Below are 26,103 nucleotides of genomic sequence, written 5' to 3'. Positions count from 1 at the left end.
TTATGGATGCGCCTGGTTCGTTAGGCGAACGCACTCGCCCAGAACTTGAAAAGAAAATTGCTCTCTTAGAACAGCGCATTGCCGCGCTCGAAACGCTGCAAGAAGTCGCGCATACGCTTGCGTCCGAACTGCGCCTGGATCGTTTGCTCGCGCTCATTCTCTCGAACGCGATGGACGTGTTGAAGGCGACGGCTGGTTCGTTGCTGTTGCTCGACAAAACCACGAACGAATTGGTGTTTCAGGTCGTGCAAGGCGGCGGCGGCAAAGCCCTGCTCAACAAACGCATCCGCACCGACGAAGGCATCGCGGGCTGGGTCTTTACGCGGCGTTTGCCGGCGACCGTCCATCACGCCGCCTCCGATCCGCGCTTTTTGACGCGCATGGATGAGACGCTCGCGTTTCAAACCGTGTCACTGCTCGCCGCGCCGCTGATTTATAAAAGCAATCCCATCGGCGTCATCGAAGTATTGAACAAACAATCGGGCGAACGTTTTAACGCCGACGACCAGGAATTGTTGATGGCATTCGCCGCGCAATCCGCCATCGTGATCGAGAACGCGCGATTGTATCAGCAAATCGTTGCCGAGCGCGACCGCATCCTCGCAGTCGAAGAAGAAGTGCGCCGCGAACTTGCGCGCGATCTGCACGACGGTCCATCGCAAATTCTCGCGTCGCTCGTGATGGGACTCAAGCATCTCCGCAACGTCATCGCGCGCCAGCCCGAACGCACCGATACCGAAGTCACCGATCTCGAACGCCTCGCGACGACGGCGATGCACCAGGTTCGCAACATGCTGTTCGATTTGCGTCCCGTCGCGCTCGAAACCCAGGGTTTGCACGCCGCGCTCCAAGTCTACGTCGAACGTTTACGCGAGGCGAACGGCACCCCGGTGTTTCTCGAAGCGGACGATATCACGATGCGTTTTGCGCCCAAGATCGAGGGCGCGGTATTTTCGATCGTTCAAGAAGCGGTGGGCAACGCCAAGAAACACGCGCACGCCAAAAGCATCTGGATTTCCGCGCGTGAAACGCCAGAGATATTGGTGTTGAGCGTGCGCGACGATGGCAAGGGTTTTGACGTGGCGAGTGTGGAAGAAGCGTACGCGCAACGCGGCTCGCTCGGTTTGTTGAACATGAAAGAACGCGCAGAACTCGCGCGCGGCAAACTGACGATTGATTCGAAAATCGGCAAGGGCACCAAAGTGACGCTGGCGATCCCGCTCAAACCGCCATCCGAATCGAACGGAAATTAATCTACCAACGGGGGTTGCACACGAATTTCGGCAACCCTCGTTTTTTTTGAGTAACGATGCGATTCACCAAAACGATTTTGCTCGCGACAATAATTGTTGCGCTCCTCGCGATTGTATTCGTGCTGCCGCACTCGACGCGCGCGCAAGCCGTTGCGATCAACGTGCCGATCGCACTCGCGCCGCTCACGCGCGACACACCCATCGAGTTAACCGCGCTCACGCTTGACGCGGAGATTGTCGAGATCAACGGTCGCACAGTCATCACCGGCAATTCGACGTTCAAACTTCACAACACCGACCGGCTCAATGATCTCTCCATCGCGGTCGGTTTTCCGGCTTGGGCGGGCGATGCGTACACCTTCGACCCCGCGCGACTCGATGTGTTCATCGTGACGCTGGAGGGCAAGAAAATAAACACGTTGAATCCGGCGAAAGCCGATCTCAGAATCGGCAAAGAAGTACGCAACGTGGATTGGTACACCTTCACGCTCGCGATCGCCGGCGACGAAAAGAAAACGGTGCGGTTCGATTTTCAACAAGACCTGGGTGACAGTCTCGTGCCGCGTTTTACCTACGGTTTATTTCCGGCGACCGGGTGGAAGGGCAGTGTCGGGAGCGCGCGGCTCGAAATGCAATTTCCGGAAAACACGACGCTCGAACAGATTATCGCGTTCGATCCGCCGAACCCGCATTTCGACGGGCGCAGTTTGCGTTGGAATTTCACGACGAACGAACCGGTGGCGAACCCGACGCTCACGTTCATTCGCCCGGCGGTGTGGAGTGAGTTGAACGTGAAACGCCGCGCGGCACAGCAAGCGCCGAACGACGCGAACGCGCGCGCCGCGCTCGGCAACGTGTTGCGCCAACTCGCGTTGCCGGACACGCCGCGCCGCGATAGTTTTTACGCTCAAGCGATTGCCGAACTCGAAACCGCCGCGCGGCTCGATCCGAACCAGCGCGCGGCGCGCCAAGCCCTTGCCGCGATCTACGAAGCGCGCGCCGGCGCGGCGACGGGACCGCGCGTCGCGGCGTACGTGCAACTCGCGGTCGAGCAGTGGCAAGTGCTTGCGACGAACGATGCGAACGCGCGCAAGCAACTCGCCGAAGATTATTTTTATCTCGGACTCGACGCGCAAACGCGCGGGGTATTCGCCGATGCCGCGAGTTATTACGACAAGGCGCGCGGACTCATGCCGAATGGCGCGGGACCGTTGTTCACGACGGAACGCGCGGCGGCGCAGCGCAAATCACTGAACCTCGCGTGGGCGCGCGCGTTGTTGGAGCAAAACGAGGTCGCGCCTGCCGCCGACAAGGCGCGCGCCGCGCTTGGCGACGCGTTTGTCGCGACGTACCGCCCGCCTGCGTTCACCGTTTCGCGTACCCAGGTCACGATGACACCTGGGTCGCGTGTCATCGCGTTTTCTCTCACACCACAACCTGGCGACGCGACGCGACAATCGCTCACGCGCACGGTGGATACCTGGCGTCAAGTGGGTGCGGGCGCGGAAATCTCGGCAGACCTGGGAACGCTCAATCTCAACATCGCGTTCGCGAACGAGGCGGACTTGATGAACAAGCTGAACGCGTTGATGCACGCCACACCCGATCAGCCGGACTGGGCGTTGGTGCGCGCGGCGCTTGCGCCGAAAAATATCGCGTGGCGCAGTTCCGAGGACGGGTGGTTCGCATCGTTGGATTATCGCGAGCAGGTAGATTTATCGCCCGCGTGCGCCGCATTCTCCGCTCAACTGGATGCGCTCGCACCAACCCTCGCGTCGCTCGACAAGGCATCGCCGAAAGACGACGAGGCGCAGTTGAAACGCGCGTTGCTTCAATCGGCGCAAAACGGTTGGCGCGCCGCGCTCGCGCAGGGACGCGTCACCTATCGCGCGGGTGAAAACGAAACGCGCGTCGAAGCGTGCGCCGCGCGTGAAATCGCGCTCACCTCGTCGCCGTTTCGCGTCGAGTACGGCGCGGCGGTTGTCGGCGTGATTATCGTCCTGGGAATTGCGGCAGGTGTCGTCGTGTTCAGAGGGAAAAAAAGTAGGAACCAAACAAAATAAATTGCCCACGAAGGACACGAAGGAACACAAAGATATTTTCTCTTTGTGGACCGAGGATAGATTTTACAATACGCGGCAAACGAGTCCCTTGAGGTATTCGGATTCCGGAAACGCGAGCAGGATTGGGTGGTCGGGTGACTGGGATAACTTGCCGATGATCTGTACGTCGCGATGCGCGTCCGTCGCGGCTTCAAAAACGACGGTTTGAAACATCTGCGCGCTCACTTGCCCCGAGCACGAAAACGTAACGAGCGTGCCGCCTGGTTTGAGCAACTTGAACGCGAGCAGGTTGATGTCCTTGTAGCCGCGCAACCCGGATTGCATTTGTGATTGCGCGTGCACGAACTTGGGCGGATCGAGGATGATCGCGTCGAACGATTTTGCCATGTCGCGATATTTTCGTAACACCACGAACGCATCGCCTTCGACGAACTCGCCGCGCGCGGCGCAATCGTTCAGTCGCATGTTCTCGCGCGCGAGATCAAGTGCCTCGCGCGACGCATCGAGGTTGACGGCGCGCGCGTTAGCATTCGCCGCGCACGCGTACACCGAAAATCCGCCGGTGTAGGAAAACACGTTGAGTATCTCCCCTGTATCCTTGCTCCCTTGCTCCCCTGCTGTGAACAATTCGGCGACACGTTTCCGATTCTCGCGCTGATCCAAATAAAGCCCTGTCTTGTGTCCGCGTTTCACATCCACCAACAAACGAAAACTATTCTCGCGAATTTCCACGCGGTCGGGCGGTTCATCGCCGTGCAGAACGCCGACCACCGATGCCAGTCCCTCTTTCTCGCGCACGTCCACGTCACTGCGTTCGTAAATACCACGCGGATGAAGAAGCTCGTCCAGTACCGCCACGATGTCCTCGCGTCGCCGGTCTGCGCCGAGCGTCAAGAATTGTACGACGACAAAATCGGCGTAGCGATCAACGATCATGCCGGGAAGCAAGTCGCTCTCTGCATTCACCAATCGGTACGCGTCCGTCGTCGCGCGATCAACCAAGGATTCGCGCGCGGCAATCGCGCGCGTGAGGCGCGCGTGGAAAAACGCGCGATCAATCGGCTCGTCGTTCCACGTCCACACGCGCACCGCGATCTGTGACCGCGCGTTGTAGTACCCGCGCGCGAGCCATTTACCGGACGCGTCGCACACGTCCACCGTGTCACCATCGTGCGCGTTGTCCGCGCGCGCAATCGCGCCGGAGAAAATCCAGGGATGGCGCGCGAGGAGATTTTTTTCTTTGCCTTGTTTGAGAATAATTCGTGGGTTCATAAAAAATCGAACTGCCAAGCGGTTATTCTTTCAATGTTCGCTGTGCCGCGTCCAGACCTGCATGCACAATTTCCATTGCGACCGCGACGCGTCGCGCCCAGTGTTTCGGATCGGCGTCGTATCGCTCCGCCGCGCGACGTTGCATCTCGGCGTCCGCCGCGTTGACCGCGAATTGATCCGCGGATTCCCAGTCCAGTCCCTCGACCTTGATGTATTCAATCGCGAATCCGGCGCGCTGCAATAGCACGATCCACTCGGCATCCATTCCAAGCGCGCGACCGGGCGGACTGTGTGCGATGAGAAATTCCGCCGCACGACGACTGAACCCTTTCGAGCCGGCGCTGAGATCAATTGGACGCGCATCGCCTGGCGGGCGGATGAACGCGGATGTTGGCGTTGTCATTGCGAGCGGTCTTTGCGAAGCAATCTCCGCGTGTGAATTGGGGATTGCTTCGCCGCTTGGCGGCGCGCAATGACAGTTGGCAAGCAAAGATGAAACAACGAGATTGCTAATCGCTTCGGTCTCGACGAGCGCGCGCGGATGCGTGGCGTACGCACATTCGGTGCGCCCAACGACGAGGCAATCGCATTGCTGAACGCGAGCGGTGGTGTCGCGCCATTCCTCCGGGCGCGTTTCGACCCAGCGCAACAAACGGTCGAGGTCGTTATAGTGGATGTGTGTCGCGTCCGATTCCATCGCGCGTTTCAACGCGGCGTGTCGCCCGTGCGACCAATCGCGCGTGACGACGACCGCAATGCCGAGTTGCTCCAACGCGCGAACATCGTCCGCGTGTGCCTGTGGCGGTACGGAAACCGCGATGCTTGAGTACGCGTCACATAATAGTGGCAAGAGTTTTTCGAGGCGCGGGATTTCGCCGCGCGGGTGAAAGGCGGAGGCGAGGGAAATTGTCATGTATTCATCTCGTAAATCTTCTTCAATCCCTTGAGCGTCAAGGATTCGTCCACCACATCCATCGCGTTCGTTTCGCGCGCGATGAGGTTCACCATTTCGCCGGTGCCAATAACGCGCGCGCGCGGCAATTCCTTTTTGATGCGCGCGATCATCCCCTCGACCATCGCGACGTAACCGTACACCAATCCGGCTTGCACCGCGCTCGCGCTGTTTTTGCCAATCGGACTGTGCGACGCGGGCGCGACGAGTTCGACGCGCGGCAACTGCGCCGCGTGCGCGAACAACGCTTCCGCCGCGGTCGCCACGCCGGGCGCAATCGCCGTGCCGATGTAATCGCCGGCGTCATCCAGCGCGTCGAAGATCGTCGCGAGCGGCGAAAAGTCAATCACAATCGCCGGCGCGCCGTACAACGATTTTGCCGCGACCGCGTTCGCGATGCGATCCGCGCCGACCTCGCGCGGCGAATCGGTGCGAATCGTGATCCCGGTCTTTATCATCGCGCTGACGACAACTGGTTTCAAATGCAAATGTTGTTCGCACAATTCCACGAAGGTCGAAACGAGCGCGGGCACGGACGAAGCAATCGCGCAGCCGTCGAAGACGGTGCCATTGCCGCCGCGTTGGCGCAACAACGCGTGCAGCGTCACCGCGTACTCGTCGGGTGTGCCTTCGACGCGCGTCGCAATCCGCCACGTCGCGACGAGTTCATCGCCGCGATACTCGCCAAGCGTCGTGTGGGTGTTGCCGATGTCAAAGAGAAGGATTGTTTCCATTTTCGGTTTTCGATTGCCGATTTTCGATTGTGCATCAACACAATCTCCAATCTCTAATTACCATTTACCATATACATCCGCACGCCGATCCCGAAACACCGGCACGCGCGCACGCACATCGTCCACCATGTCGAGATCAATTTGCGCGATCAGCAATGCTTCGCGGTCGTCGCCCTGCGCGAGAATCTCGCCCCAGGGATTCACGATCATCGAGCCGCCGCCGAACGGTTCGCCTTTCGATGCGCCCACGCGATTGCACGCGACGAAATACATCTGGTTCTCAATCGCGCGTGCGGGGACGAGCGCGCGCCAATGCGCCGCGCGTTTGAGGTGCCATTCCGCCGGAACGAACGCGATGCGCGCGCCGCTCACCGCATAGTGTCGCCACAATTCCGGAAAACGCAAATCGTAACAGATGCCGAGCGCGAATTTGCCGAATGGCATTTCAAACACGCGCGCATCGTCGCCGCCAGTCAGATACACATGTTCGTCGAGCATCGGGACGAGATGCAGTTTGCGATACGCGCCGACGAGATTGCCGCGCGCGTCGAACATCGTCGCAGTGTTGAACACGCGCGTGCCATCGCTTTCGAGCAATGAGCCGACGATGGCGATGCCGGTCTCGCGGGCGAGCCGCGCAGTCTCGGCGAACATTCCCGCGTCGCGTGCGGACGCGAGCGCACGCGCGCGTTCCAAATCGTACGCGCTGCTCCACAACTCGGGCAAGACGACAATGTCCGCGCCGCGTGCTTTCGCTTCGGCAACGCGCGTGTGTACAGCTTCCAAGTTGCGCGCGGGATCGCCCAGTGCGAGGTCTATCTGGGCGAGGGCAATCGAAAGTGTGTGTGCCATTTTCGTACACCTGTATGGTCAGCGGTCGAAAATCTACCATACAAACCCGCGAGTGTCAATCAATAAAAATCCATTAGAATTCCCAGACTGCCATTGTCTTTCGATTCTCAACCAGGTATAATCTTTGCATCACGCAATACGCAATACTCATCGCACAACGCGCCTCACACAGTCCTCCCGAGGTCACGCATGTCTCACTTTCATTTCTCGCCGCGCCCCAACCGCGCGAGCGAAATCAATTGGCACGATTGGAATTCGCAAACGTTCGCGGAAGCGAAACAAAACGATAAACCGATTCTGCTGGGTATTTCCGCCGTGTGGTGTCACTGGTGTCACGTGATGGACGAAACGTCGTACTCGGATGGCGAAGTGATTCGGCTCATCAACGAACGTTTTGTCCCGATTCGCGTGGACAACGATCAACGCCCCGATGTGAACCGCCGCTACAACCTGGGTGGTTGGCCCACAACGGCGTTTCTCACACCCGAAGGCGAATTACTCACCGGCGGAACGTACATTCCGCCGTCGCAAATGCGCGCGTACCTCGCGCAGGTGAGCGACGCGTACAAACACAACAAACTCGACATCCTGGCGAAAATCGGCGAGATGAACGTCAAGCGCGAGCAAGCTCTCGGTGCGCGTTCATCGCGCGGCGCGTTGTCGCAAACAATTGTGGATACGGTCGCGCGCGATGTGCTCGATCAATTCGACGCGGTGCACGGCGGGTTCGGGACGGAGCCGAAATTTCCGCACACCGACGCGATTGAACTCGCGCTCGAACGCTATCACGCGACGCGCGACGAACGACTATTGCCGGTTGTGACGGTTACGCTGACGCATATGGCGAGCGGTGGTACGTACGATCAAGAAGCCGGCGGATTTTTCCGGTACTCGACGACGCGTGATTGGAGCGTGCCGCATTTTGAAAAGATGCTCGAAGATAACGCGAAATTGTTCGCGGTTCTCGCGCACGCGCACCAGGTTGCGCCGCGCGAGATTTTTGTCAAGACGATGAATAGTATGACCGCGTATCTCAATGCGACTCTGAGCGATCAAACGCGCGGTGGATTCTATGGATCCCAGGATGCGGACGAAGCGTACTATGCGTTGCCGCTTGCCGAGCGCGCGAAACTGGTCGCGCCGTATGTGGATCGTAATTTCTACACCGATTGGAACGCATTGATGGTGAACGGTTACCTCGAAGCGTCGCACGCGCTCGGCGATGAATCGTTGATCGCGTTCGCGCTCAAAACACTCGACCGAATTTGGAATGCGATGTTTCGCGCCGATGTCGGGCTGTTGCACTATGCGACGCCGGATGGCGCGCCACAACTCGCTAATCAACTAGCGGATCTCGCGCACACGACGCGCGCGTATCTCGACGCGTACCAATTCACCGGCGATGTCGCGCATCTGACGCGCGCACAATCGCTCGCCGATCTCGCACTCGCCCAGTTGCTCGACGCGAGCGCGTTTATCAGCGAGCCGCGCGCGCATGAGACGCTCGGCTTGTTGCGTGTGCCCGATCATCCACTCGCGGAAAACGCGGCGATGGCGGACGCACTCACGCGCTTGCATCGTTTCACCGGCGAGGAGCGTTATCGCGACGCGGCGGAAAAATCGTTGGCGTACTTTGCCGGCGAGTACAGCAAGTACGGATTCATGGCGGCGGAATACGCGCGCGCGGTGAGTCATTTGCTTACCGAGCCGATCACGGTGCATATCGTTGGCGATGTGAATGATGCGCACACGCGCGCATTGCATCGCGCTGCGCTCGATGAATACGCGCCTGCGAAAATCGTGCAGGTGCTCGATCCGGCGCGCGATGTGGCGCGGATCGCGCAACTGGGTTATCCCGCGAACGTGACGCCGCGCGCGTACGTCTGCGTCGGGCAAAAATGCCTCGCGCCGGCGAGCGAGGCAAGCGGTGTGCTCGAAGGGATGCGACAGATTTTGCAATAGGGCAAGGCAAGTTGGAAACTTACTCTACATTTGGGGAGGAGCAAATGTCCGACGACCCACGCAATTTGGCATGGGCAAAACCCGTGCATCACTTGCATCCGGAAAATGTGCCGCCCGGTGTGACGACGGTGAATGTGGATGGTCGTCATGTTTCCGGCGCTCTGCAGGGTTTTGGTCAGATGTGGCAGGCGACCTATCGCGTCCGTTTGAGCGGTGTCCAAGTCACACCCGCGCAAGTGATCGCCGATTGGAAAATCAACTTTGCAAAATTTCAACCGCCGGGAAATCGCGTCTATCCGCCGCTCGATGGCGTCAAGCCCGGCGAGATGGTTTATTTTGATTTGAATATGTTTCAAGCGCCGGCAATGAAACAACTGACGCCGATGAAGAGCGGCGTGATGATACTTTATGCCGACGACGAGCAATTTACGGTGATGACGCCGGAAGGATTTCCGATTTCCGGCTGGAACACGTTTAGCGCGTCCGTCGAAGAGGATGTGACGGTAGCGCAGGTTCAAGGATTGTATCGCGCAACCGATCCGATTTATGAAATGGGAATGCGTTTCTTCGGCGGCGCGCATGAGCAAGAGTCCACATGGATGCATGTACTCACGCAACTCGCCACGCGTTGGGGCGTAAATGGTCAAGTCAACATGACCAAGACCTGTGTGGATCCGAAAATGCAGTGGCAGTACGTCAAGAATACGTGGCAGAACGCGATGTTCCGTACCTTGCTCTACAACGTCGGCGCGCCGGTACGCTGGGTAAGTGGTCGAGGCAAATCGTGAATCTGCTCCTATTATTTCAGCATAGTATCATGTACGGCACACTGTTTGGCGCGCTGATGATTGTGTCGTTCATAGTGATTGCGTTGGTGAATCCGGAAATCTGGCTCAAGGATTATCCGCCGGACATTCAAGTGCGTTTTGGCGCGATGAGGGAAAACGCGCAGCGACAAAAACACGTGGTCACGTTGCCGGTCGTGATCGCATTCATCGCGATTTTTGTCGGCGCGTTGATGGAGTTGGGGCAACTCAAAGGTGGTGAGCTATCGTTTCTCGAAGTCGCGCTCGCGGTGATGGTGATGATGACGGTGTTCAACGCGATGGATTTGATCATTCTCGATTGGATCATCTTCGTCACGTTGCATCCCAGGTTGGTCGTATTGCCTGGCACAGAAGGCACGGCGGGTTATCGCGACTACCGATTTCATCTGGTCGCGTTTTCGAAGGTGTGGTCGGTTCGATCATTTTGAGTCTTATCGTCGCTGGCATCACGATGCTGGTTTACTGGATTTTCTAAGACCGCGTACCATGTTGGCGACGCGGAAAAGCAACACCGAGCCGCTGACGGCTAAAAGGAGAAAAAGTCTCGTGGATGCAAACGTGCATGTGAGCGTGATGGCAAAGCGCGGCGCAGAAGATGCGGGACGCTATTTCAAATACATGGCGGACTTTGTTGGTCTTAAAGACGCCGACGTTCAAGCCATTCGGCAATCCGCGCCGGTGATCGAAAAACATTTACCTGAAATTGTTTCCAAGTTTTACGCGCACCTGTTGCGCTACCCACCGACGCGCAAATTTTTTCTCAAAAAAGATGGCGTGGTGGACCAAGACTATGTTGAACTACGCATGCGGCACCTCACTAATTTTTGGATTCGGACCGCGCAAGGCGTCTACGATGACGATTATGCGCGCTATGTGGATTACGTTGGACGCGCACACACTTCGCATGGCGCCGATCCGCACATTTACATCGCCGAACGCTATGTTATCGGTCAAGTTGGTTTCGTTCAACACGCGATTGCCGCGGCATTGACCAAAGAACTGCGCGAGGGTGACGCCGGGTTGGAACATCGCGCAGTGGACGCGTGGGACAAGTTGTTGATGGTGATCCTCGAAATGCTCGCGCGTGCGTACGGCACCGAGCGCGAAGCCGAGACGTTCGACGCGTTGGTGTCGGTTGACACAAGCGCGGTGAGCGCGTTGGCACAGCACGCGTACGAACACGAACACGCGCCCGCCGCGCCGGTTGCGACGCGCCAAGTCCTGGTCGCGCGCGCGCCCGATATTCCGGACGGCGACCGGACATTGATCCAAATAGATGGACTCTCCATTGGGGTTTTTCATCACAAGGGCAATTGGTACGCCGTGCGAAATTGGTGCTTGCATCGCGGCGGACCCGTCGCGACCGGCTGTCTCGAAGGCGATACGCTCACGTGTCCCTGGCATGGATTCGAGTACAACTTGATGAGCGGGCAATTGCTCGTTGATCCCAGTGCGCGGCTCGAACAATATCCGGTTATGCTGCGCGATGGCGAGGTTTATATTCAAGTTCCGGTGACGACGGCGCCGGTGCAATCCAAGACTGATTTGCCGGCGAATGAGTTTCTCGTTAGCGATATTCCGCCGGGGAAATCCAAGGCGGTGCAAGTGGACGGGGAAAGCGTCGCGGTGTTCAATGTGGAGGGGACTTTATTCGTGACCCAGGACGAATGCACGCACGCCGGTGGTCCGTTGAGCGAAGGCGATCTGGTCGAGTGTACGATTACGTGTCCGTTGCATGGTTCCCAATTCGATGTGGGGACCGGCAACGTCGTGCGCGGTCCAGCGAAGAAACCACTGACCCGGTATCGCGTCGCGCTGGATGGCGAGCGCGCGCGCGTGGAGCGACTGTAGTTGTCCGCGTATGACGCGGTTGTCGTTGGTGCGGGACCGAACGGACTGGCGGCGGCGATCACGCTCGCGCGCGCGGGCAAGTCGGTCTGCGTGTTCGAGGCGAACGCGACGATTGGCGGCGGCATTCGCTCCGCTGAATTGACGCTGCCCGGTTTCACGCACGATATTTGCTCGACGGTGCAGGCGCTCACCGCCGTGTCGCCGTTTTTCAAAAGTGTGCCGCTCCAAAACCTGGGGGTCGAGCTGATTTACCCGGCCGCCGCGCTCGCGCATCCGCTCGACGATGGTACGGCGGCGGTGCTCTCGCGTTCGATGGACGCGACCTGCGCGACCCTGGGTCGCGATGCGAACGCGTATCGCAATCTCATCGAGCCGCTCGTCAACGACGCGGAAAAACTCAATCACGATTTGCTCGGACCACTTCCGCTTCCCCCGCGCTATCCATTCACATTCGCACGCTTTGCGCTCCCCGCGCTTTTACCGGCGCGTGCGCTCGCCGAACTTTTCTTCGAGGAAGAACGCGCGCGCGGCTTGTTCGCCGGGATTGCCGCACACACCATGTCGCCGCTCGAAAATATCTCGACTGCCGCGTACGGACTCGCGCTCGGCATTGCGGCGCATGCGAGTGGCTGGCCCCTCGTGAAAGGCGGCTCGCAAAAGTTGGCGGATGCGCTTGGCGCGTATTTGTGTTCGCTCGGTGGCAAGATCATCACGAATCAGCGCATCGAAAAAATCGAGGAACTACCTAGCGCGCGCGCGTACCTCTTCGATGTGACGCCGCGCCAATTGCTCGAAATCGCCGGGCATCGTTTCACGTCCGGCTATCGCCGCGCGCTCGAAAAATTTCGCTACGGACCGGGTGTGTTCAAAATAGATTTCGCGCTCGACGCGCCGATTCCGTGGAAGGCAGCGGGGTGTTGCCGCGCGGGGACCGTTCACGTCGGCGGCACGCTCGCCGAGATCGCGCAATCGGAACGCGAGACGGCGGAGGGGATACCGCCGGAAAAACCGTACATGCTCGTCGTCCAGGCATCGCTATTCGATGCGACGCGCGCGCCGCGCGGCAAACATACCGTTTGGTCGTACTGTCACGTGCCGAACGGTTCGACCTTCGACATGACGGCGCGCATGATCGCGCAGATCGAACGCTTTGCGCCGGGTTTTCGCGATTGTATTCTCGCGCAACACGTGTACACGCCGGCGCTGATGGAGCAACACAACGCGAATTACATCGGCGGCGATATTTCCGGCGGCGCGCAAGATTTGTGGCAACTCTACACGCGCCCGACGTGGCGTTGGAATCCGTACACGACGCCGGCAAAAGATGTTTTCATTTGCTCGTCGTCCACACCGCCGGGCGGCGGTGTGCATGGAATGTGCGGTTATCACGCCGCGCGCGCGGCGTTACGAAGAATGTCATGACTCCCTCTCCCTGGGAGGGAGAGGGAATGATCACCACTCGACCAATTTCCAAATCTCCGTTTGTGTCTCGCCGGATTCTGCGCCGATTTCGGCAAACAGTACGGTCGCTTGTTTGAGTTGCAACATCGCTTCGGCAGATTTTCCGGCAGCGTGCAATAAATCTGCCAGGTTATTTCGCAACGCGGCTTGGCGATGACGGTCGCCCTGCGCGACGCATTGCGCAAGCGCGCGCTCGGCGAACGCGATGGCGCGCGCAAGGTTGCCGCTCGCGGCATGGGCGCGCGCCAGATTGTTTAACGCGGCGATGCGCGCGCTCGGATCGCTCAACGTTTCGGCAAGCGCGAGACTCGTTTCGAAATGTTCGCGCGCGTGATCCAACTCGCCGGCGTTCTTCGCCAGGATGCCGAGCAAATTGTGCGCGAGCGCGAGCGCGTACTCATCGTTTGCCTTTTGCGCGAGCGCGAGCGCGCGTTCCGCCAGATCCATTGCCTCTGCCTTGTCCCCAGCGCGAAAAGCCGTCCAACTCCAATCCGCGTAGATGCGCGCGTGTTCGTCGGGCGTGCTGTTGCCATTCAACGCGGTCAGCGCGTTTTGAAAATGACACACGGCAGATTCCCACTCGCCGCGCCGCGCGTACACGTTGCCGATTTTGCTTTCGACGCGCGCGTGCGGCGCGGCGCTTGCCGCCGCGTAGCTCGCGAGCGCCGCACTGAATTCGCCGAGCAACGTTCGCAGGTCGCCGATCGGTTCATGGAGTGTCGCGTCGCCGGTCAGCGCGAGCGCAGTCGTGTAGTGCGCGAGCGCTTCGCGATTGGCGAACAGGGTGCGCGCGTGATCGCCCGCGATTCTGAAATACGCGCCCGCCGATTCATTTTGCCCGGCGAGTTGCAAATGATTCGCGATGTGCGCCGCCCACGCGCCTGCGTCCTGACGATGCCGCGCGATTTGCGCGTCCGCGACGCGGCGATGCAACAAGCGTCGCCGCGCGTGCGTCAGTTGATCGTACGCGAACGCGCGCAATTTATCGTGGCTGAAATCGTACTGTGCGCCCGGCGTTTCCATTTCCTTGACCAAGCCGCGCGCGAGCAATTCTTCGAGCGCGGCAAGCGTTTCGTCTTCACTGCGCCCGCTCGCGTCGCGCAACGTGTCGAAATCGAACGAGCGCCCGATGACCGCCGCCGCGCCAAGCAATTGTTGCGCGGTCTCACTCGCCGCGTCGAGCCGCGAACGTACGAGCCGGCGAACGCTGTCCGGCAGACGCCAATCGAATTTGTCCGGCGACGCGGCGAACGCGTGAAGGTACTCGACGACAAAGAACGGCAGTCCTTCGGATTCGGTGAACAAATCCGCACTGACATTTTCCGGCAAGCCGAACGCGCGAGTCAGTTCACACACCGCCGACGCGTCGAGTCGTGTGAGCGGCAATTCAGTTGTGCGTCCCGCGCGCGCGAGTTCGGCGACGAGATGTTTGAGCGGATGCTGGGTCGGTAACTCGCGCACGGTGAGCAAGATCAGCCACCGATGTTCGCGCAAACGTCGCGCCAAAAACGCGAACAGGTCGAGCGACGCGTTGTCTGCCCAGTGTGCGTCATCCATCAGCAATACGCCGGGGCGCGTCGAGTGCAGCAGCGTATCGAGCAGGCGTGCGATGCCTTCAAAGAAACGGCTTTGCGCGCCAGGCGATTCGATTGGCGTGGTTGGCGGCGTACCGATTTCCGGCAAGAGCCGCGCGGCTTCGCTGACCCAGTGCGCGGGCAAGCGCGTCACGCGTTGCATCGCGTCGCGATTGCTCAACGCCGCGCGCAAGGCAGACAGGATCGGCGCGAACGTCAACCCGGTTTCGCCCTCGTAACAACGCGCGATCACGACCGGCGCGTTCGCATCGGCAAGAAATGTTTCGACGAGCCGCGTCTTACCGATGCCGGGTTCGCCTTCGATGAGCACGAGATGTCCGGCGGTTTGGATGGAGGCGTGAATCGCGTGGAGTGTGTCGAGTTCGTTTGTCCGACCCACGATAGGTAAGGGGGTAGGGGGGCTAGGGAGCAAGGGAGCAGATTCTTTTATTTGTGCCGCATGACTTGACTTGATCGCTTCGTACAGCCGCGTCGTTTCTTCGAGCGGCGGCACGCCGAGTTCGGCGTCGAGGACGCGCACACATTCGTTATACTGTCGCAACGCGGATTCGCGTTCGCCGGCTTTAGCGAACACGCGCATCAATTCGCGATGCGCCGGTTCGTGGAGTGGATCGAGCGCGAGCCACCGTTGCGCGTGCGCGAGCGCCGTCGCGTACTCGCCGCGCGCGCGTTGCAACTGTGCGAGTTGTTTGAGCGCGTTCGCCAATTCGCGGCGAAGTTGCTCGGTCTGGAAGAATTGCCACTCGTCGAATGCCGGCGAATCGCGCAGCGAAAACCCGGCGAGGAAATCGTCGCGATAAATTTCGACCGCGCGCGTGAGCGAATCGAGGCGCGTACCGTCGTTCGCCGGCGCGCACGACGCGAGCAGATCGCGAAACGCGCACACGTCTACGTACAGCGATGCGCGCGGGTTGAGCGCGATCACTTCGCGGTCTGTGTCGAGCCAGTCGGCGTCCACCGCGTTCAGCGCGGCGAGGGTGCGCCGCAACGCGCCGCGGGCGTGCGTCTGATCGCTCTCTTGCCAAAACCAGGTCGCGAGTGTATCGCGGCGGTGCGGCGTGCGCGTCAGTGCGAGATAAGCGAGCAAGGCGAGCGCCTTGCGCGTTTCGAAATGGACCGGTGTGTGGTCGCGTTCGAGACGCGGCGCGCCAAAAAGATGCAAGTCCAGGCGAGCCACCCCAGTTTTCCCTCCGCCGTGATTCTACCGTATCCCGCGCAAAAGCGCAATGGCTTTTGACACGCGTGATAGCGGTAGTATAATCAGGTTAGAAACTGACCACGACACCGAGATCTCAACGAGAAAAATGAACGACTTTCCTGTGTGTTCTGTGTGGTTATACCATGTCGTCGGCAGTCTGAATTTCGCAGGAGAATCACTGTGGATTTTCGATTGAACGCGCAACAAGATTTGTTCAAACGCACCGTGCGTGAGTTTGCCGAGAAACAGATCGCGCCGCGCTCGCGCGAGATTGACCAAAAGGCGCAAGGTATTCCGTCGGAAATTATTCGCGCGATGGCAGACCTGGGTCTGTTCGGCGTGACGATTCCGGAGGAGTACGGCGGCTCGGCGGTGCGCGGCGAAGAAATCATGTACGGGATGCTGGCGGTGCACGAGATCGCGCGCGCGGAACTTTCGATGTCGCTGCCGGTGTACTTGTTGCTCGCGCTCGGCTGGGGTTATCTCATCGCGCGGCACGGGAGCGCGGAACTCAAGCGCGAGGTGTTGCCGCGCGTTGCAAACGGCGAGTGGTTTCTCGGCATCGCGACGACGGAATCGCGCGGCGGGTCGGACCTCGGGAACATTCGCACGCGTGGCATACGCGACGGCGACGCGTACGTGCTCAACGGCGAAAAGTATTTTGTGAGCGGCGTCGTCGAAGCGGCACAACGGGGTGGGGGACACGTCACGCTGTTTCGCACCGCGCCAGACCTGGGCAATAAGGGGATGACGTTCGCGTATATTCCGCTTGACACGCCAGGCATCACGACCTCGAAATTGACGATGATGGGACGGATGGGACTTTCGACCGGCGTCATCGCGTATGAGAACGCGCGCGTGCCAGCCAAGTACGTGCTGGGCGAAGAGAATCGCGGTTTTTACGTGAGCATGGAAGGATTCAACGCGGCGCGCGTGCTCGTATGCGCGGCGTGTACTGGCGGCGCGGAACGCGCGCTCGAAATCACATCCGAGTACACCCAGCAACGCGAGTTGTTCGGTCAACCGCTCGCCAAGTTTGAGGGCATATCGTTTGAGATCGCGGAGGACTATGCGCGACTCGAGATGCTCAAGAATCAGTTACACAAGACGGCGTGGCTCGTGGACGAGTTCGGCAAGGACGCGCGCGCCGTGTCGCGCAAAGAGATCAACACGAACGTTGCGATTTGCAAACTGACCGCGCCGGCGCTCGGTGTGGAGATCGTCAAGCACGCGATGATGCATCACGGCGCGATGGGCTATACGATTGAGACGCCGCTCGAAATGTTGCTGCGCGGCTTGATGTCGTACGTCGTCGGCGCGGAGGGCGGCGCGAACGTGATGAAGATTATCATTGCGCGCGAGTTTATCGGCGAGGTCGCGATACCGTACAGGTGACGGCGAATGGCGGATAGCGAATGGCAAATCGAAATTGTCTGAATGGAGTACGAAGGTGAAAGGTAATTGGGTTTGGCAAATTGCGCGTTGGGTTGCGGTACTGGGTTTCTTGGCGGTGTTGCAAGCGACGCATCTGCCGGCCTCAGCACAGGGACCGGTGGTTTTGGCGGGCACGCGGATTTCAGTGACGGATGTGCGTGCGTTCAATTTCGACGAGGTCGCGCGACGAGAAGCCGCGAGTCCGCGCGTGCCGCGTGCGCCATTCGTTGCGCCGCGCATGCGCGTACCGGAGTTGACGAGCGCGAGCGCCGCGCCGCGGTTGGGCGTTCAGTTGCCCGCCATGCAACCGCGCGATGTTTCGCCGGCAATGGACAAGAATTTCCTGGGATTGGATGACAGCAACCTAACGATCCCACCGGATACGATGGGCGCGGTCGGCGTTGATCAAGTCGTGACGATGTTGAATGATCGCGTGCGGATTCACGACAAAGACGGCAACATTCTCAGTACGCTGTGGCTCGATACGTTCTGGGGCATCACCAATATGTTCGATCCGCGTATCCAGTTCGACGCGTTGAGTTATCGCTGGATCGCCGCGGCGGTACGCAATGCTGGGACGACCGCATCGCAAGTTTGCCTTGCCGCGTCGGCAACGAGCGACCCGCTGGGCAGTTGGTACAGAGCGTGTTTCACCGCGGATGGATCGGGCGTGTTGTGGGCGGACTTTCCGCAACTCGGCTACAACAAAGATTGGCTCGTGATCACGGTCAATATGTTTCCTATCGGTGCGGGAAGTCAGCGCGGTCAGGTTTACGTGTTCGACAAAGCCAGTGTGTATGCCGGTTTGTTCAACGGCTGGGTCTGGTCATTAGCGAGTATCCCGTTAGGCATGACCCCGGCGGTGACATTGGATCCGACATTTGCCACCGAAAACTTGATTCAACATTACAGCAGCGCGAGCGGTTTGATTCGCAAACACTGGGTCAACGGACCGACGAACGCGCCGGTGTTGAATCTCAACACGACGACTTTTGTCAGTTCAGTTTTAGGCGCATGGAATCCTCCTGGAGGTGAGGTACTTCCACAAGCGGGCGGTACGCGACTCATTGATATTATTGACGCGCGCATGCAGAACGCGATAGTCCGCACGGTGGATGGCGCGACGAGTTTGTGGTGTGTCCAAAATATCGAATTAGTGAATGGATCCGACCGACGATATGTCGCGCAGTGGTGGCAGTTGGATGCTGATCCCACCAATCTAGTCGTGTATCAACAAGGTCGCGTACAAGACCCAACCGCGTCGCAGACGAATGGCGGTTATCATTACGCGTACCCGTCGCTCGCCGTCAACAAGAGTGGGGACGTGCTCATCGGCGCATCGCGATTTTCGTCCGGCGCGTTTGCATCTGCCGTGTATGCGTTTCGATACGCGAGCGATCCGGCAAACACGACGCGCGATCCAGTCGTGCTCAAAGCCGGTGACGGGTATTATTTCAAGACGTTTGGCGTCGGCGAAAATCGTTGGGGCGATTTTAGTCATACGGTAGTGGATCCACTTGGCGATGTGAATTTTTGGACGGTGCAAGAGTACGCCGCGACGCCGGTTGGCACTGGCGACGGTTCGGGGCGATGGGGCACGTGGTGGGGCTTTATTCGTTTGTCCACAACAACGCCATCGGTCAACTATTTCCCAGATATTGGTGTAAACCAATAGCCCAAAACGAGAACGCGTAACGACAATTTGACAAACGAACGTCGCGGTGCTATAATCACGGATAGAGTGCGATAATATCGTACATCTTGAACCACCAATTGTCTCTCATTGTCCTATCACGCATTGAAGCGACATAGCGGTCGGCTCCACAGGCGAGCCGACCGCTTTTTTGCGCCAAATAAATTTCTTCAGGAGGCAGAAGGTGAACTGGTCAAGTATCACCACGTTTGAAGCCATGGGCGTGTGGTCGGTGTTAGGGGTCGCCATCGCCGGATTGTTGTACGCCGTGTTCCTCACGCGGCAAATCCTGCGCGCGGACCAAGGCACAGACGCGATGCGGGACATTTCCGCGCGGATCCGCCTTGGCGCAGTGACGTATTTGAATCGCCAACTGCGGACGATTGTTGTATTTATCGCTATCTTAACGCTGGCATTGTTCGCCAGCGCGGCTCTGGTGAAGGAGCTGCCCAAGTACGTGACGGATGCCGGGTTTGACGGTTGGTCTATTGCACTCGGACGCGCGGGCGCGTTTTTGATGGGTTCGTTGTTCTCGCTCGCGGTCGGGCAAATCGGGATGCGTATGGCGGTGCTGGGTAACGTCCGCGTGGCTGCCGCGGCGCGCCGCAGTTTTGGTGAAGCCCTCCGCGTTGGCTATCGCACCGGCACAATCACCGGGATGTTGACCGATGGTCTCGGTCTATTGGGCGGCACGATCATCTTTATGATGTACGGTCAAGCCGCACCCGAAGTGTTGTTGGGTTTTGGTTTTGGTGGTACGCTCATCGCGCTCTTCATGCGCGTCGGCGGCGGCATCTATACCAAAGCTGCGGATGTGGGCGCTGACCTGGTCGGCAAGGTCGAGAAAGATTTGCCCGAAGATGATCCGCGCAACGCCGCCGTCATTGCCGATCTCGTCGGCGATAACGTGGGCGATTGCGCGGGAATGGCGGCAGACGTTTTCGAAAGTTACGAAGTGACGATTGTCGCCGCGATGATTCTCGGCATTTCGATTGCAACTGCCGCTCCCATGTTCGATTTCCGCTGGATTTTGTTCCCTCTCCTCGTTCGCGCGATTGGGGTTGTCTCTTCGATCATCAGTACGTACTCGGTGCGCGTGAACAACGAACAAGAAAACGCGTTCAAGGCGATTGATCGCGGTTTTCGTTTGGCGGCGCTGATCAGCACGGTTGGCTTCTGGATGCTCGCGATGATTTACATGAACGATTGGCGCGTCGCCGCGGCGACGACGGTTGGCATTGCGCTCGCGGTACTGACCAATATTCTCACCGAACACTTTACGAGCACGGACAAGCCGCCGGTCAAAGAAATCGTTCGCGCGACCTCTGGCGGTCCGGCGACGACGATTCTCTCCGGCTTGTTCGTCGGAATGGAGTCGTCGGTGTGGGCAATCGGCGCGGTGGCGATGGCGTTGTTGGCGAGTGTGATGATCTTTCGCGGCGAAAGCGTGACGATGGTTTTGTACGGCGTCGCGTTGTGCGGCATCGGGCAACTGACGCTGACGGGCAACAACATCAGCATGGACGCGTTCGGTCCGATTGCGGACAATGCGAATGGCATTGGCGAAATGGCGCACCTCGAACCGCACGCGCGCAAGATCATGGCGGATCTCGACGCGGTGGGCAACACGACCAAGGCAGTGACCAAGGGCATCGCGATTGCGTCGGCGGTCATCGCGGCGGTCTCGTTGTTCGGCGCGTTCGGCGATACAGTGCTCGAAACGCTTCGTTCGATGAAACTCGTTACGCCGGATCATTTCGCGATCAACGTCGCCGCGCCGAACGTGTTCATCGGCATGTTGCTTGGCGGCGCGATTCCGTTTCTCTTTAGCGGCATGACGATTCGCGCGGTGGGGCGTTCGGCGAACTTGATCGTGGATGAAGTGCGACGACAATTCCGGATTCCTGGCTTGATGGAGGGCAAGGTTCAGCCGGACTATGGCAAAGCCGTTTCGATTTGCACGAACGCGGCGCAACGCGAACTGCTGGGTGTAGGTGTGCTCGCGGTGATTGCGCCGGTCGTGGTAGGGTTTATGTTGTACGAGGAGGCGCTCGGCGGATTTCTCGGCGGCGTCATCTTGTCAGGACAATTGATGGCAGTGTTTATGGCGAATGCCGGCGGCGCGTGGGACAACGCGAAAAAAGTAATCGAGGATGAGCCGCGTGATCTCGTCAACAACACCGGCAAAGGTTCGGAGCGGCACAAGGCAAGCGTCGTCGGCGATACGGTCGGTGATCCGCTCAAGGACACCTCGGGTCCGGCGCTCAATCCGTTGATCAAGGTCATCAATTTGGTCGCGGTTCTGATCGTACCGCTGGTTGTCCAAGTCTCGCATCAAACGCAAACATTCACGTGGTCGTCTCCAATCGCGATGCCGTGGACGTGGATCGCCGCCATTCTGTTGGCGGTGGCAGGTGTGGGAGTGTGGCTCTGGCGGCGCAATGGCTTGATGAATCAACGAACTGTTGTGCCCGTTACGGATGACGAGCCAATCCAGCGCCGTTCTCTCGGCGAGTAAAACCAAATCCAATCCCGAAAGTAGTACCTACCAGAATCCAGGTTTCCCCGGAAGGGAGAAACCTGGATTCTTTGTGTCTTCTCAGCCCATCCTTGCAAAGGTTACCAGTCACTTTTCGGATGAGTCACGCAACGACAACGCATTCGATTCCTAGAGAATATGCCTTCCGACCTTCGCAAGGATGAGTCACGATCCTTTTGTTTTGAGAATGACCCAAACGGGTAGAAGAATGACCCAATCAGACACAAGAAAAACCTCATTTCGTTTTGCATTTCACAATGAGATGTGGTAGAATTTAATCATTGGGTTGAGGGGAACCAATCTCCATGCAGGGTGACGTCGCTCTATGGTGGTGAAGCAAATTTGTTAACGGCCGAACAGCGTTGTTCGACCGGTTTTGCATTTTAGTGCGCCAAAAATATTTCGAGGAGGAGAATAAGAATGGAGCTTGTTTGGGTCGTTCCAGTGTCGGGCGTACTCGCGTTGGCGTTTGTTATGTATCTGGCGTGGGATGTGTTGCGTCGCGATAAGGGGACGAAGGAAATGCAAGAAGTCGCCGCGACGATTTACGAAGGCGCGGTGGCGTTCATTCGTCGGCAATACTTGACGATAGGCGTACTGGCGCTCGTTGCGGCGGTCATCATCGGCGTGTTGGTGTCGTTTGAGCAATATACCGAGACGAACGTCAAGGGTACGGAGTTAGGCATTCGAACGGCGGTCGCGTTTCTGGTGGGCGCGGCGGCGAGCGCGTTGAGCGGCATCATCGGGATGTACGTCGCGGTGCAATCGAATGTGCGCGTGGCGGGCGCGGCGCGCAAGGGTGTGTCGCCGGCGCTCACGGTCGCGTTGCGCGGCGGCGCGGTGAGCGGTTTCCTCGTCGTCGGTTTGTCGCTCATCGGCGTGTACCTGATGTTCCTCGCGTATGGTGGGTTCTCTGGACCCGAAGCCGCGCGCAATGCGCCGTTCCTCATCGTCGGCATGGGTTTTGGCGCAAGTTTCGTCGCATTGTTCGCGCAACTCGGCGGCGGCATCTACACCAAAGCCGCCGATGTCGGTTCCGATCTGGTTGGCAAAGTCGAAGCCGGTATTCCCGAAGATGATCCGCGCAATGCGGGCGTCATCGCGGATCTTGTCGGAGATAATGTGGGCGATTGCGCCGGTCGCGGCGCGGACTTGTTCGAGTCCACGGTCGCGGAAAATATCGGCGCGATGATCCTGGGTGTGGCGATTTTTACGGTGACAAAAAATGTGGATTGGATTTTCTTCCCGCTCGTTGTCCGCGCGTTCGGTCTGATCGCTTCGATTGTCGGCGTGTGGGCGACGACCTCGCTCCCCGGCATTCAACTTAGAGCGGACGAAGAACCGATGAATCCGATGCTCCGTGGCTTTGCGTTGACGGTCGTGCTGGCTGGTGTGGCGATGTACTATGTCGTGTCGCAAACGCTCCGGGTGGACATTTTCTTCTTGACGGGTATAGTGGGTTTGCTGACGAGTGTCGCGTTCTTCCTCATCACGATGTACTATACCGAGTCGCGTTGGCGACCCGTGCAGAGTATCGCCAGATCCTCGTTGCGCGGTTCGGGTCCGAACATCATCACCGGTCTCGCGGTCGGCATGGAAAACACCGCCGCACCCGTGGTGACCGTCGGCGTCGCGTTGATCGCGTCGTACTGGCTCGGCACGCAAGCCGCCGCCATGCTCAAAGTCGAACCGTACGTCGCGGGTGTGTTCGGTACCGCTGTCGCGACGATGGGGATGTTGATGCCCGCCGCGTTCATCCTTGCGATGGACACGTTCGGTCCAATCGTGGACAATGCGGGCGGCATCGTCGAAATGTCCGGCGCGCCGGAAGCAATTCGCAAGGGCACGGACGCGCTCGACGCGGCAGGCAACACGACGAAAGCGTTGACGAAAGGATACGCGATCGGTTCGGCGGCGCTCGCGGCGTTCTTGTTGTTCAGCGCCTACCTCGACAAGATCGCCGAAGTGCGCCGGGCGCAAGGCGCAAGCGAAGCGGTGATTAAAGCATCGCATGTCGTTGACCTCGGCAAAGTCGAAGTGTTTGTCGGCGCGATGCTTGGCGCGGGGTTGATCTTTCTTTTCTCGGCGCTCGCGATGCGCGCGGTGAGTGAGGTCGCCGAAAAAATCGTGGATGAAGTGCGCCGCCAATTCCGCGAGATTCCTGGGATTATGGAACGCAAGAACAAACCGGATTACGCGCGTGCGGTTGACATTACGGCGCGGGGCGCGCAGCGCGCGATGATCGCGCCGGGTTTGCTCGCCGTTTGCGTACCGATTCTCGTCGGCATCGTATTGAGAGCCGAAGCGGAAGCGGCGTTCTTGATGGTTGGCACCATCGCGGGGATCATCCTGGCGACGGTGATGAACAATGGCGGCGGCGCGTGGGACAATGCGAAAAAGTTCATCGAGTCCGGCGAATTCAAAGACGAAAAGGGCAACGTCCAAAAGAAGGGTAGCGCCGCGCACAAAGCCGCGGTCGTCGGCGACACGGTGGGCGATCCGTTCAAGGACACGGCGGGTCCCTCGCTGCACGTGTTGATCAAGTTGCTCGCGACGATCACGTTGGTGCTCGCGCCGCTGTTCATCTAATCGTGGAATAGTGCGTTGGTGTACTAGTGCGATAGTGAATGCGCCCGGCAAGCTTGCCGGGCGCATTTTTGATTTGCGAAACAAATACAAATTGCTATCGCGTCAATTCGAGCGTCAGGCGCGCTTTGACGTCGTTGTCCGCGTACAGGTTGCCGTGATGTTGATGCACCGGGTGAATCTCGGTATGCGCCAAGCGCGCGCTCTCCTCGGGCACGGTGTTGTCGCCTTTGCTCTCGGCGACAAAGCGAATGCGTTCCCAATTTCCGCTGGCGTCGCGTTCTTCCAAAATCGCGCGCGTCGGTGTTTGAATGCCGTAACCAAAAATGCAAATACTCGACACACTGCTGGTGGTTCCCAATTCATTGCGAAAGGCGAGCGCGTCACGTAAATTCGCGCGGTACTGTTCCTGGCACCACGTCTCATCGCGGTACAAATCTATCGTTTTGCCTTGTGAATCAAAAACCACGGGATAAGTGGGTAGCATCGTATAGATCGAAGGCAGACTCGCAATCGCGCGCTCGAAGGGTTCGGCGATGCCGAGGTAAAAGGGTTGTTTGCCGAACGCGGAAAAAGGTTGCAGTGTTTTCGGCATGCCGTTGTGTGTGCCGCCCATCATAATCATGCGACTGACGACGGATCGCCCATTGAGTCTCTCGACGAAATACCGCGCGATGAGACAACCCATGCTGTGCGAAATGAGCGTGATCGGTTCGCGCGCTTCTTTCACGCGCTCGCGCCACTCGGTGATCCGTTCGCTCAAATGTTGCGCCGATACGCGCAGGTCCATGCGCCAATCCCAGGGGAATTCTAAAAGGTCTTTGCCGCGTTCGTAACCCAGGTCTTCGCAGAGAAAATCGCCGAGCGCGGCGTACCGTTCCAATTTGATAAACTTGGGCAGGATGACGATTTCGGAAACGACTTGGCGCGCTTCGATGGGTTCTTTCGAGGGCCACCGATACAACTCTGGGTTGGTGAACAGGCGGGTGACGTTGGGCCAAATGCGTTCGCTACCGTGCCACAATTCCGATCCCATAAAGCCGGGCACAAAGACGATGGGGTTGCGCACCCGGCGCCGTTGAAGCATCTCGAGCGTATCTTCGCCCAGCGCCGCTTTGTAAACGAGCGTCGCATTGCCGATGCGCAGAGAATCGCCCGGGCGTAATTCGTGTTGCTCGATGCGTTGTCCTGCAAGCCAGGTTCCCGTATGGGTCGCCAAGTCCTTGATGATGAAGCGGTCTCCTTCGCGCACGATGAGCGCATGTTGATTCGCCACGCGCTCATCTTCCAGGATGACGTGCGCGTCGGACTCGCGACCAATCGTGGTGGCTTCGCCGGTCAACGTGAGCTCTTTGGTGTACGTGGGCGTGTGGATGACCAAGCGCGCCAGGGTTAGATCCGGCAATTCGACTTCGAGCGCGCTGGAGGCGAGCGCGGCGCTTAGTTCGCCGACGGTTTGGAACCTGGGTTCGTCGGGGGGTTGTGCGGTGGCAACGCGCAGGCGCAACGTTGAATTCGAAATGATGACCGTCTGCCCGACGCGCCACGGCGCGCGTTTGACCGGCTTGCCCATCAACCAGGTGCCGTTCATGCTGTCCAAGTCTTCGATTTCGAATCCGTCGTCAACGCGATGCAATCGCGCGTGGGCGCGCGAAACGCCGTGATCGCTGACGAGAATGTCATTCGCCGATGCGCGACCAATCGTCAAGTGTTCTTTGGCGACGGGATAGACCCGCGTTTGACCCGGTGGTACGGTCACGACCAGTTGATATTCTGGCATAACAACCTACCGCGCCCATCCATAAAAATTTGGTTTACTTTTCACATCAAG

The 26,103-nt window shown here is 58.9% G+C and carries 17 protein-coding genes; 11 read left to right on the top strand and 6 right to left on the bottom strand.

The window, feature by feature from the left end:
• Positions 1-2 precede the first annotated feature (2 nt).
• Positions 3-1,253, top strand: coding sequence for a GAF domain-containing sensor histidine kinase (locus HY868_07125; protein ID MBI5301891.1), 1,251 nt, complete (start codon positions 3-5; stop codon positions 1,251-1,253).
• Positions 1,254-1,309: 56 nt separating this feature from the next.
• Entirely contained in the window at positions 1,310-3,316 is a 2,007-nt protein-coding gene (locus tag HY868_07120; protein ID MBI5301890.1) for a hypothetical protein, read from the top strand.
• Between the two features lie 63 nt (positions 3,317-3,379).
• Here the strand turns inward: HY868_07120 and HY868_07115 are convergent, their stop codons facing one another.
• Genes HY868_07115 through HY868_07100 form a run of 4 tightly spaced genes read right to left on the bottom strand, consistent with a single transcriptional unit; the run spans position 3,380 to position 7,126 of the window.
• Complete coding sequence (locus HY868_07115) at positions 3,380-4,588, bottom strand: class I SAM-dependent methyltransferase (GenBank protein MBI5301889.1); 1,209 nt, start codon at positions 4,586-4,588, stop codon at positions 3,380-3,382.
• A gap of 22 nt (positions 4,589-4,610) precedes the next feature.
• A complete protein-coding gene (locus tag HY868_07110) occupies positions 4,611-5,501 on the bottom strand; it encodes a hypothetical protein (GenBank protein ID MBI5301888.1) in 891 nt (296 codons plus the stop codon).
• The gene (locus tag HY868_07105; protein MBI5301887.1) at positions 5,498-6,274 is read right to left on the bottom strand and encodes a type III pantothenate kinase; all 777 of its coding nucleotides are present in this window, start codon (positions 6,272-6,274) and stop codon (positions 5,498-5,500) included. Before HY868_07105 ends, HY868_07110 begins: the two co-directional genes overlap by 4 nt.
• A 57-nt stretch (positions 6,275-6,331) precedes the next feature.
• Complete coding sequence (locus HY868_07100) at positions 6,332-7,126, bottom strand: carbon-nitrogen family hydrolase (GenBank protein MBI5301886.1); 795 nt, start codon at positions 7,124-7,126, stop codon at positions 6,332-6,334.
• Positions 7,127-7,315: 189 nt separating this feature from the next.
• Between HY868_07100 and HY868_07095 the strand changes: the two genes are divergently transcribed.
• The 5 genes from HY868_07095 (at position 7,316) to HY868_07075 (ending at position 13,188) form a co-directional block, all read left to right on the top strand.
• A complete protein-coding gene (locus HY868_07095) occupies positions 7,316-9,088 on the top strand; it encodes a thioredoxin domain-containing protein (protein ID MBI5301885.1) in 1,773 nt (590 codons plus the stop codon).
• Between the two features lie 44 nt (positions 9,089-9,132).
• On the top strand, positions 9,133-9,876 hold the full coding sequence (locus tag HY868_07090) for a hypothetical protein (GenBank protein MBI5301884.1): 744 nt from the start codon (positions 9,133-9,135) through the stop codon (positions 9,874-9,876).
• Complete coding sequence (locus HY868_07085; GenBank protein ID MBI5301883.1) at positions 9,873-10,343, top strand: hypothetical protein; 471 nt, start codon at positions 9,873-9,875, stop codon at positions 10,341-10,343. Before HY868_07090 ends, HY868_07085 begins: the two co-directional genes overlap by 4 nt.
• 118 nt (positions 10,344-10,461) lie before the next feature.
• The gene (locus tag HY868_07080) at positions 10,462-11,766 is read left to right on the top strand and encodes a Rieske 2Fe-2S domain-containing protein (GenBank protein MBI5301882.1); all 1,305 of its coding nucleotides are present in this window, start codon (positions 10,462-10,464) and stop codon (positions 11,764-11,766) included.
• A complete protein-coding gene (locus HY868_07075; GenBank protein ID MBI5301881.1) occupies positions 11,767-13,188 on the top strand; it encodes an NAD(P)/FAD-dependent oxidoreductase in 1,422 nt (473 codons plus the stop codon). It begins immediately after the preceding gene.
• Between the two features lie 30 nt (positions 13,189-13,218).
• On the opposite strand, the gene HY868_07070 is transcribed toward HY868_07075, so the two are convergent.
• A complete protein-coding gene (locus tag HY868_07070; GenBank protein MBI5301880.1) occupies positions 13,219-15,999 on the bottom strand; it encodes an AAA family ATPase in 2,781 nt (926 codons plus the stop codon).
• 201 nt (positions 16,000-16,200) lie between these two features.
• Here HY868_07070 and HY868_07065 point away from each other — a divergent pair, with 201 nt between their 5' ends.
• The 4 genes from HY868_07065 (at position 16,201) to HY868_07050 (ending at position 24,275) form a co-directional block, all read left to right on the top strand.
• Positions 16,201-17,415 carry an acyl-CoA/acyl-ACP dehydrogenase gene (locus HY868_07065; protein MBI5301879.1) on the top strand — a complete coding sequence of 405 codons (1,215 nt, stop codon included), beginning with the start codon at positions 16,201-16,203 and terminating at the stop codon, positions 17,413-17,415.
• A gap of 55 nt (positions 17,416-17,470) precedes the next feature.
• Entirely contained in the window at positions 17,471-19,129 is a 1,659-nt protein-coding gene (locus tag HY868_07060; protein ID MBI5301878.1) for a hypothetical protein, read from the top strand.
• A gap of 235 nt (positions 19,130-19,364) precedes the next feature.
• The gene (locus tag HY868_07055) at positions 19,365-21,665 is read left to right on the top strand and encodes a sodium-translocating pyrophosphatase (protein MBI5301877.1); all 2,301 of its coding nucleotides are present in this window, start codon (positions 19,365-19,367) and stop codon (positions 21,663-21,665) included.
• Between the two features lie 441 nt (positions 21,666-22,106).
• Complete coding sequence (locus HY868_07050; protein ID MBI5301876.1) at positions 22,107-24,275, top strand: sodium-translocating pyrophosphatase; 2,169 nt, start codon at positions 22,107-22,109, stop codon at positions 24,273-24,275.
• 94 nt (positions 24,276-24,369) lie between these two features.
• Here HY868_07050 and HY868_07045 read toward each other — a convergent pair whose 3' ends face one another.
• Positions 24,370-26,052, bottom strand: a complete 1,683-nt coding sequence (locus HY868_07045) for an FHA domain-containing protein (GenBank protein MBI5301875.1) — start codon at positions 26,050-26,052, stop codon at positions 24,370-24,372.
• Positions 26,053-26,103: the final 51 nt, after the last annotated feature.

The sequence above is a fragment of the Chloroflexota bacterium genome (assembly GCA_016219275.1).
Taxonomy (GTDB): Bacteria; Chloroflexota; Anaerolineae; order UBA4142; family UBA4142; genus JACRBM01.
This window is presented reverse-complemented; position numbering and strand designations above follow the sequence as displayed.

Excerpts from the sequence above, each read along its gene's own strand:
- HY868_07110 (MBI5301888.1), bottom strand. The coding sequence starts at position 5,501 with ATGACAATTTCCCTCGCCTCCGCCTTTCACCCGCGCGGCGAAATCCCG.
- HY868_07045 (MBI5301875.1), bottom strand. The coding sequence starts at position 26,052 with ATGCCAGAATATCAACTGGTCGTGACCGTACCACCGGGTCAAACGCGG.
- HY868_07115 (MBI5301889.1), bottom strand. The coding sequence starts at position 4,588 with ATGAACCCACGAATTATTCTCAAACAAGGCAAAGAAAAAAATCTCCTC.
- HY868_07050 (MBI5301876.1), top strand. The coding sequence starts at position 22,107 with ATGGAGCTTGTTTGGGTCGTTCCAGTGTCGGGCGTACTCGCGTTGGCG.
- HY868_07055 (MBI5301877.1), top strand. The coding sequence starts at position 19,365 with ATGGGCGTGTGGTCGGTGTTAGGGGTCGCCATCGCCGGATTGTTGTAC.
- HY868_07090 (MBI5301884.1), top strand. The coding sequence starts at position 9,133 with ATGTCCGACGACCCACGCAATTTGGCATGGGCAAAACCCGTGCATCAC.
- HY868_07105 (MBI5301887.1), bottom strand. The coding sequence starts at position 6,274 with ATGGAAACAATCCTTCTCTTTGACATCGGCAACACCCACACGACGCTT.
- HY868_07120 (MBI5301890.1), top strand. The coding sequence starts at position 1,310 with ATGCGATTCACCAAAACGATTTTGCTCGCGACAATAATTGTTGCGCTC.
- HY868_07095 (MBI5301885.1), top strand. The coding sequence starts at position 7,316 with ATGTCTCACTTTCATTTCTCGCCGCGCCCCAACCGCGCGAGCGAAATC.
- HY868_07100 (MBI5301886.1), bottom strand. The coding sequence starts at position 7,126 with ATGGCACACACACTTTCGATTGCCCTCGCCCAGATAGACCTCGCACTG.
- HY868_07125 (MBI5301891.1), top strand. The coding sequence starts at position 3 with ATGGATGCGCCTGGTTCGTTAGGCGAACGCACTCGCCCAGAACTTGAA.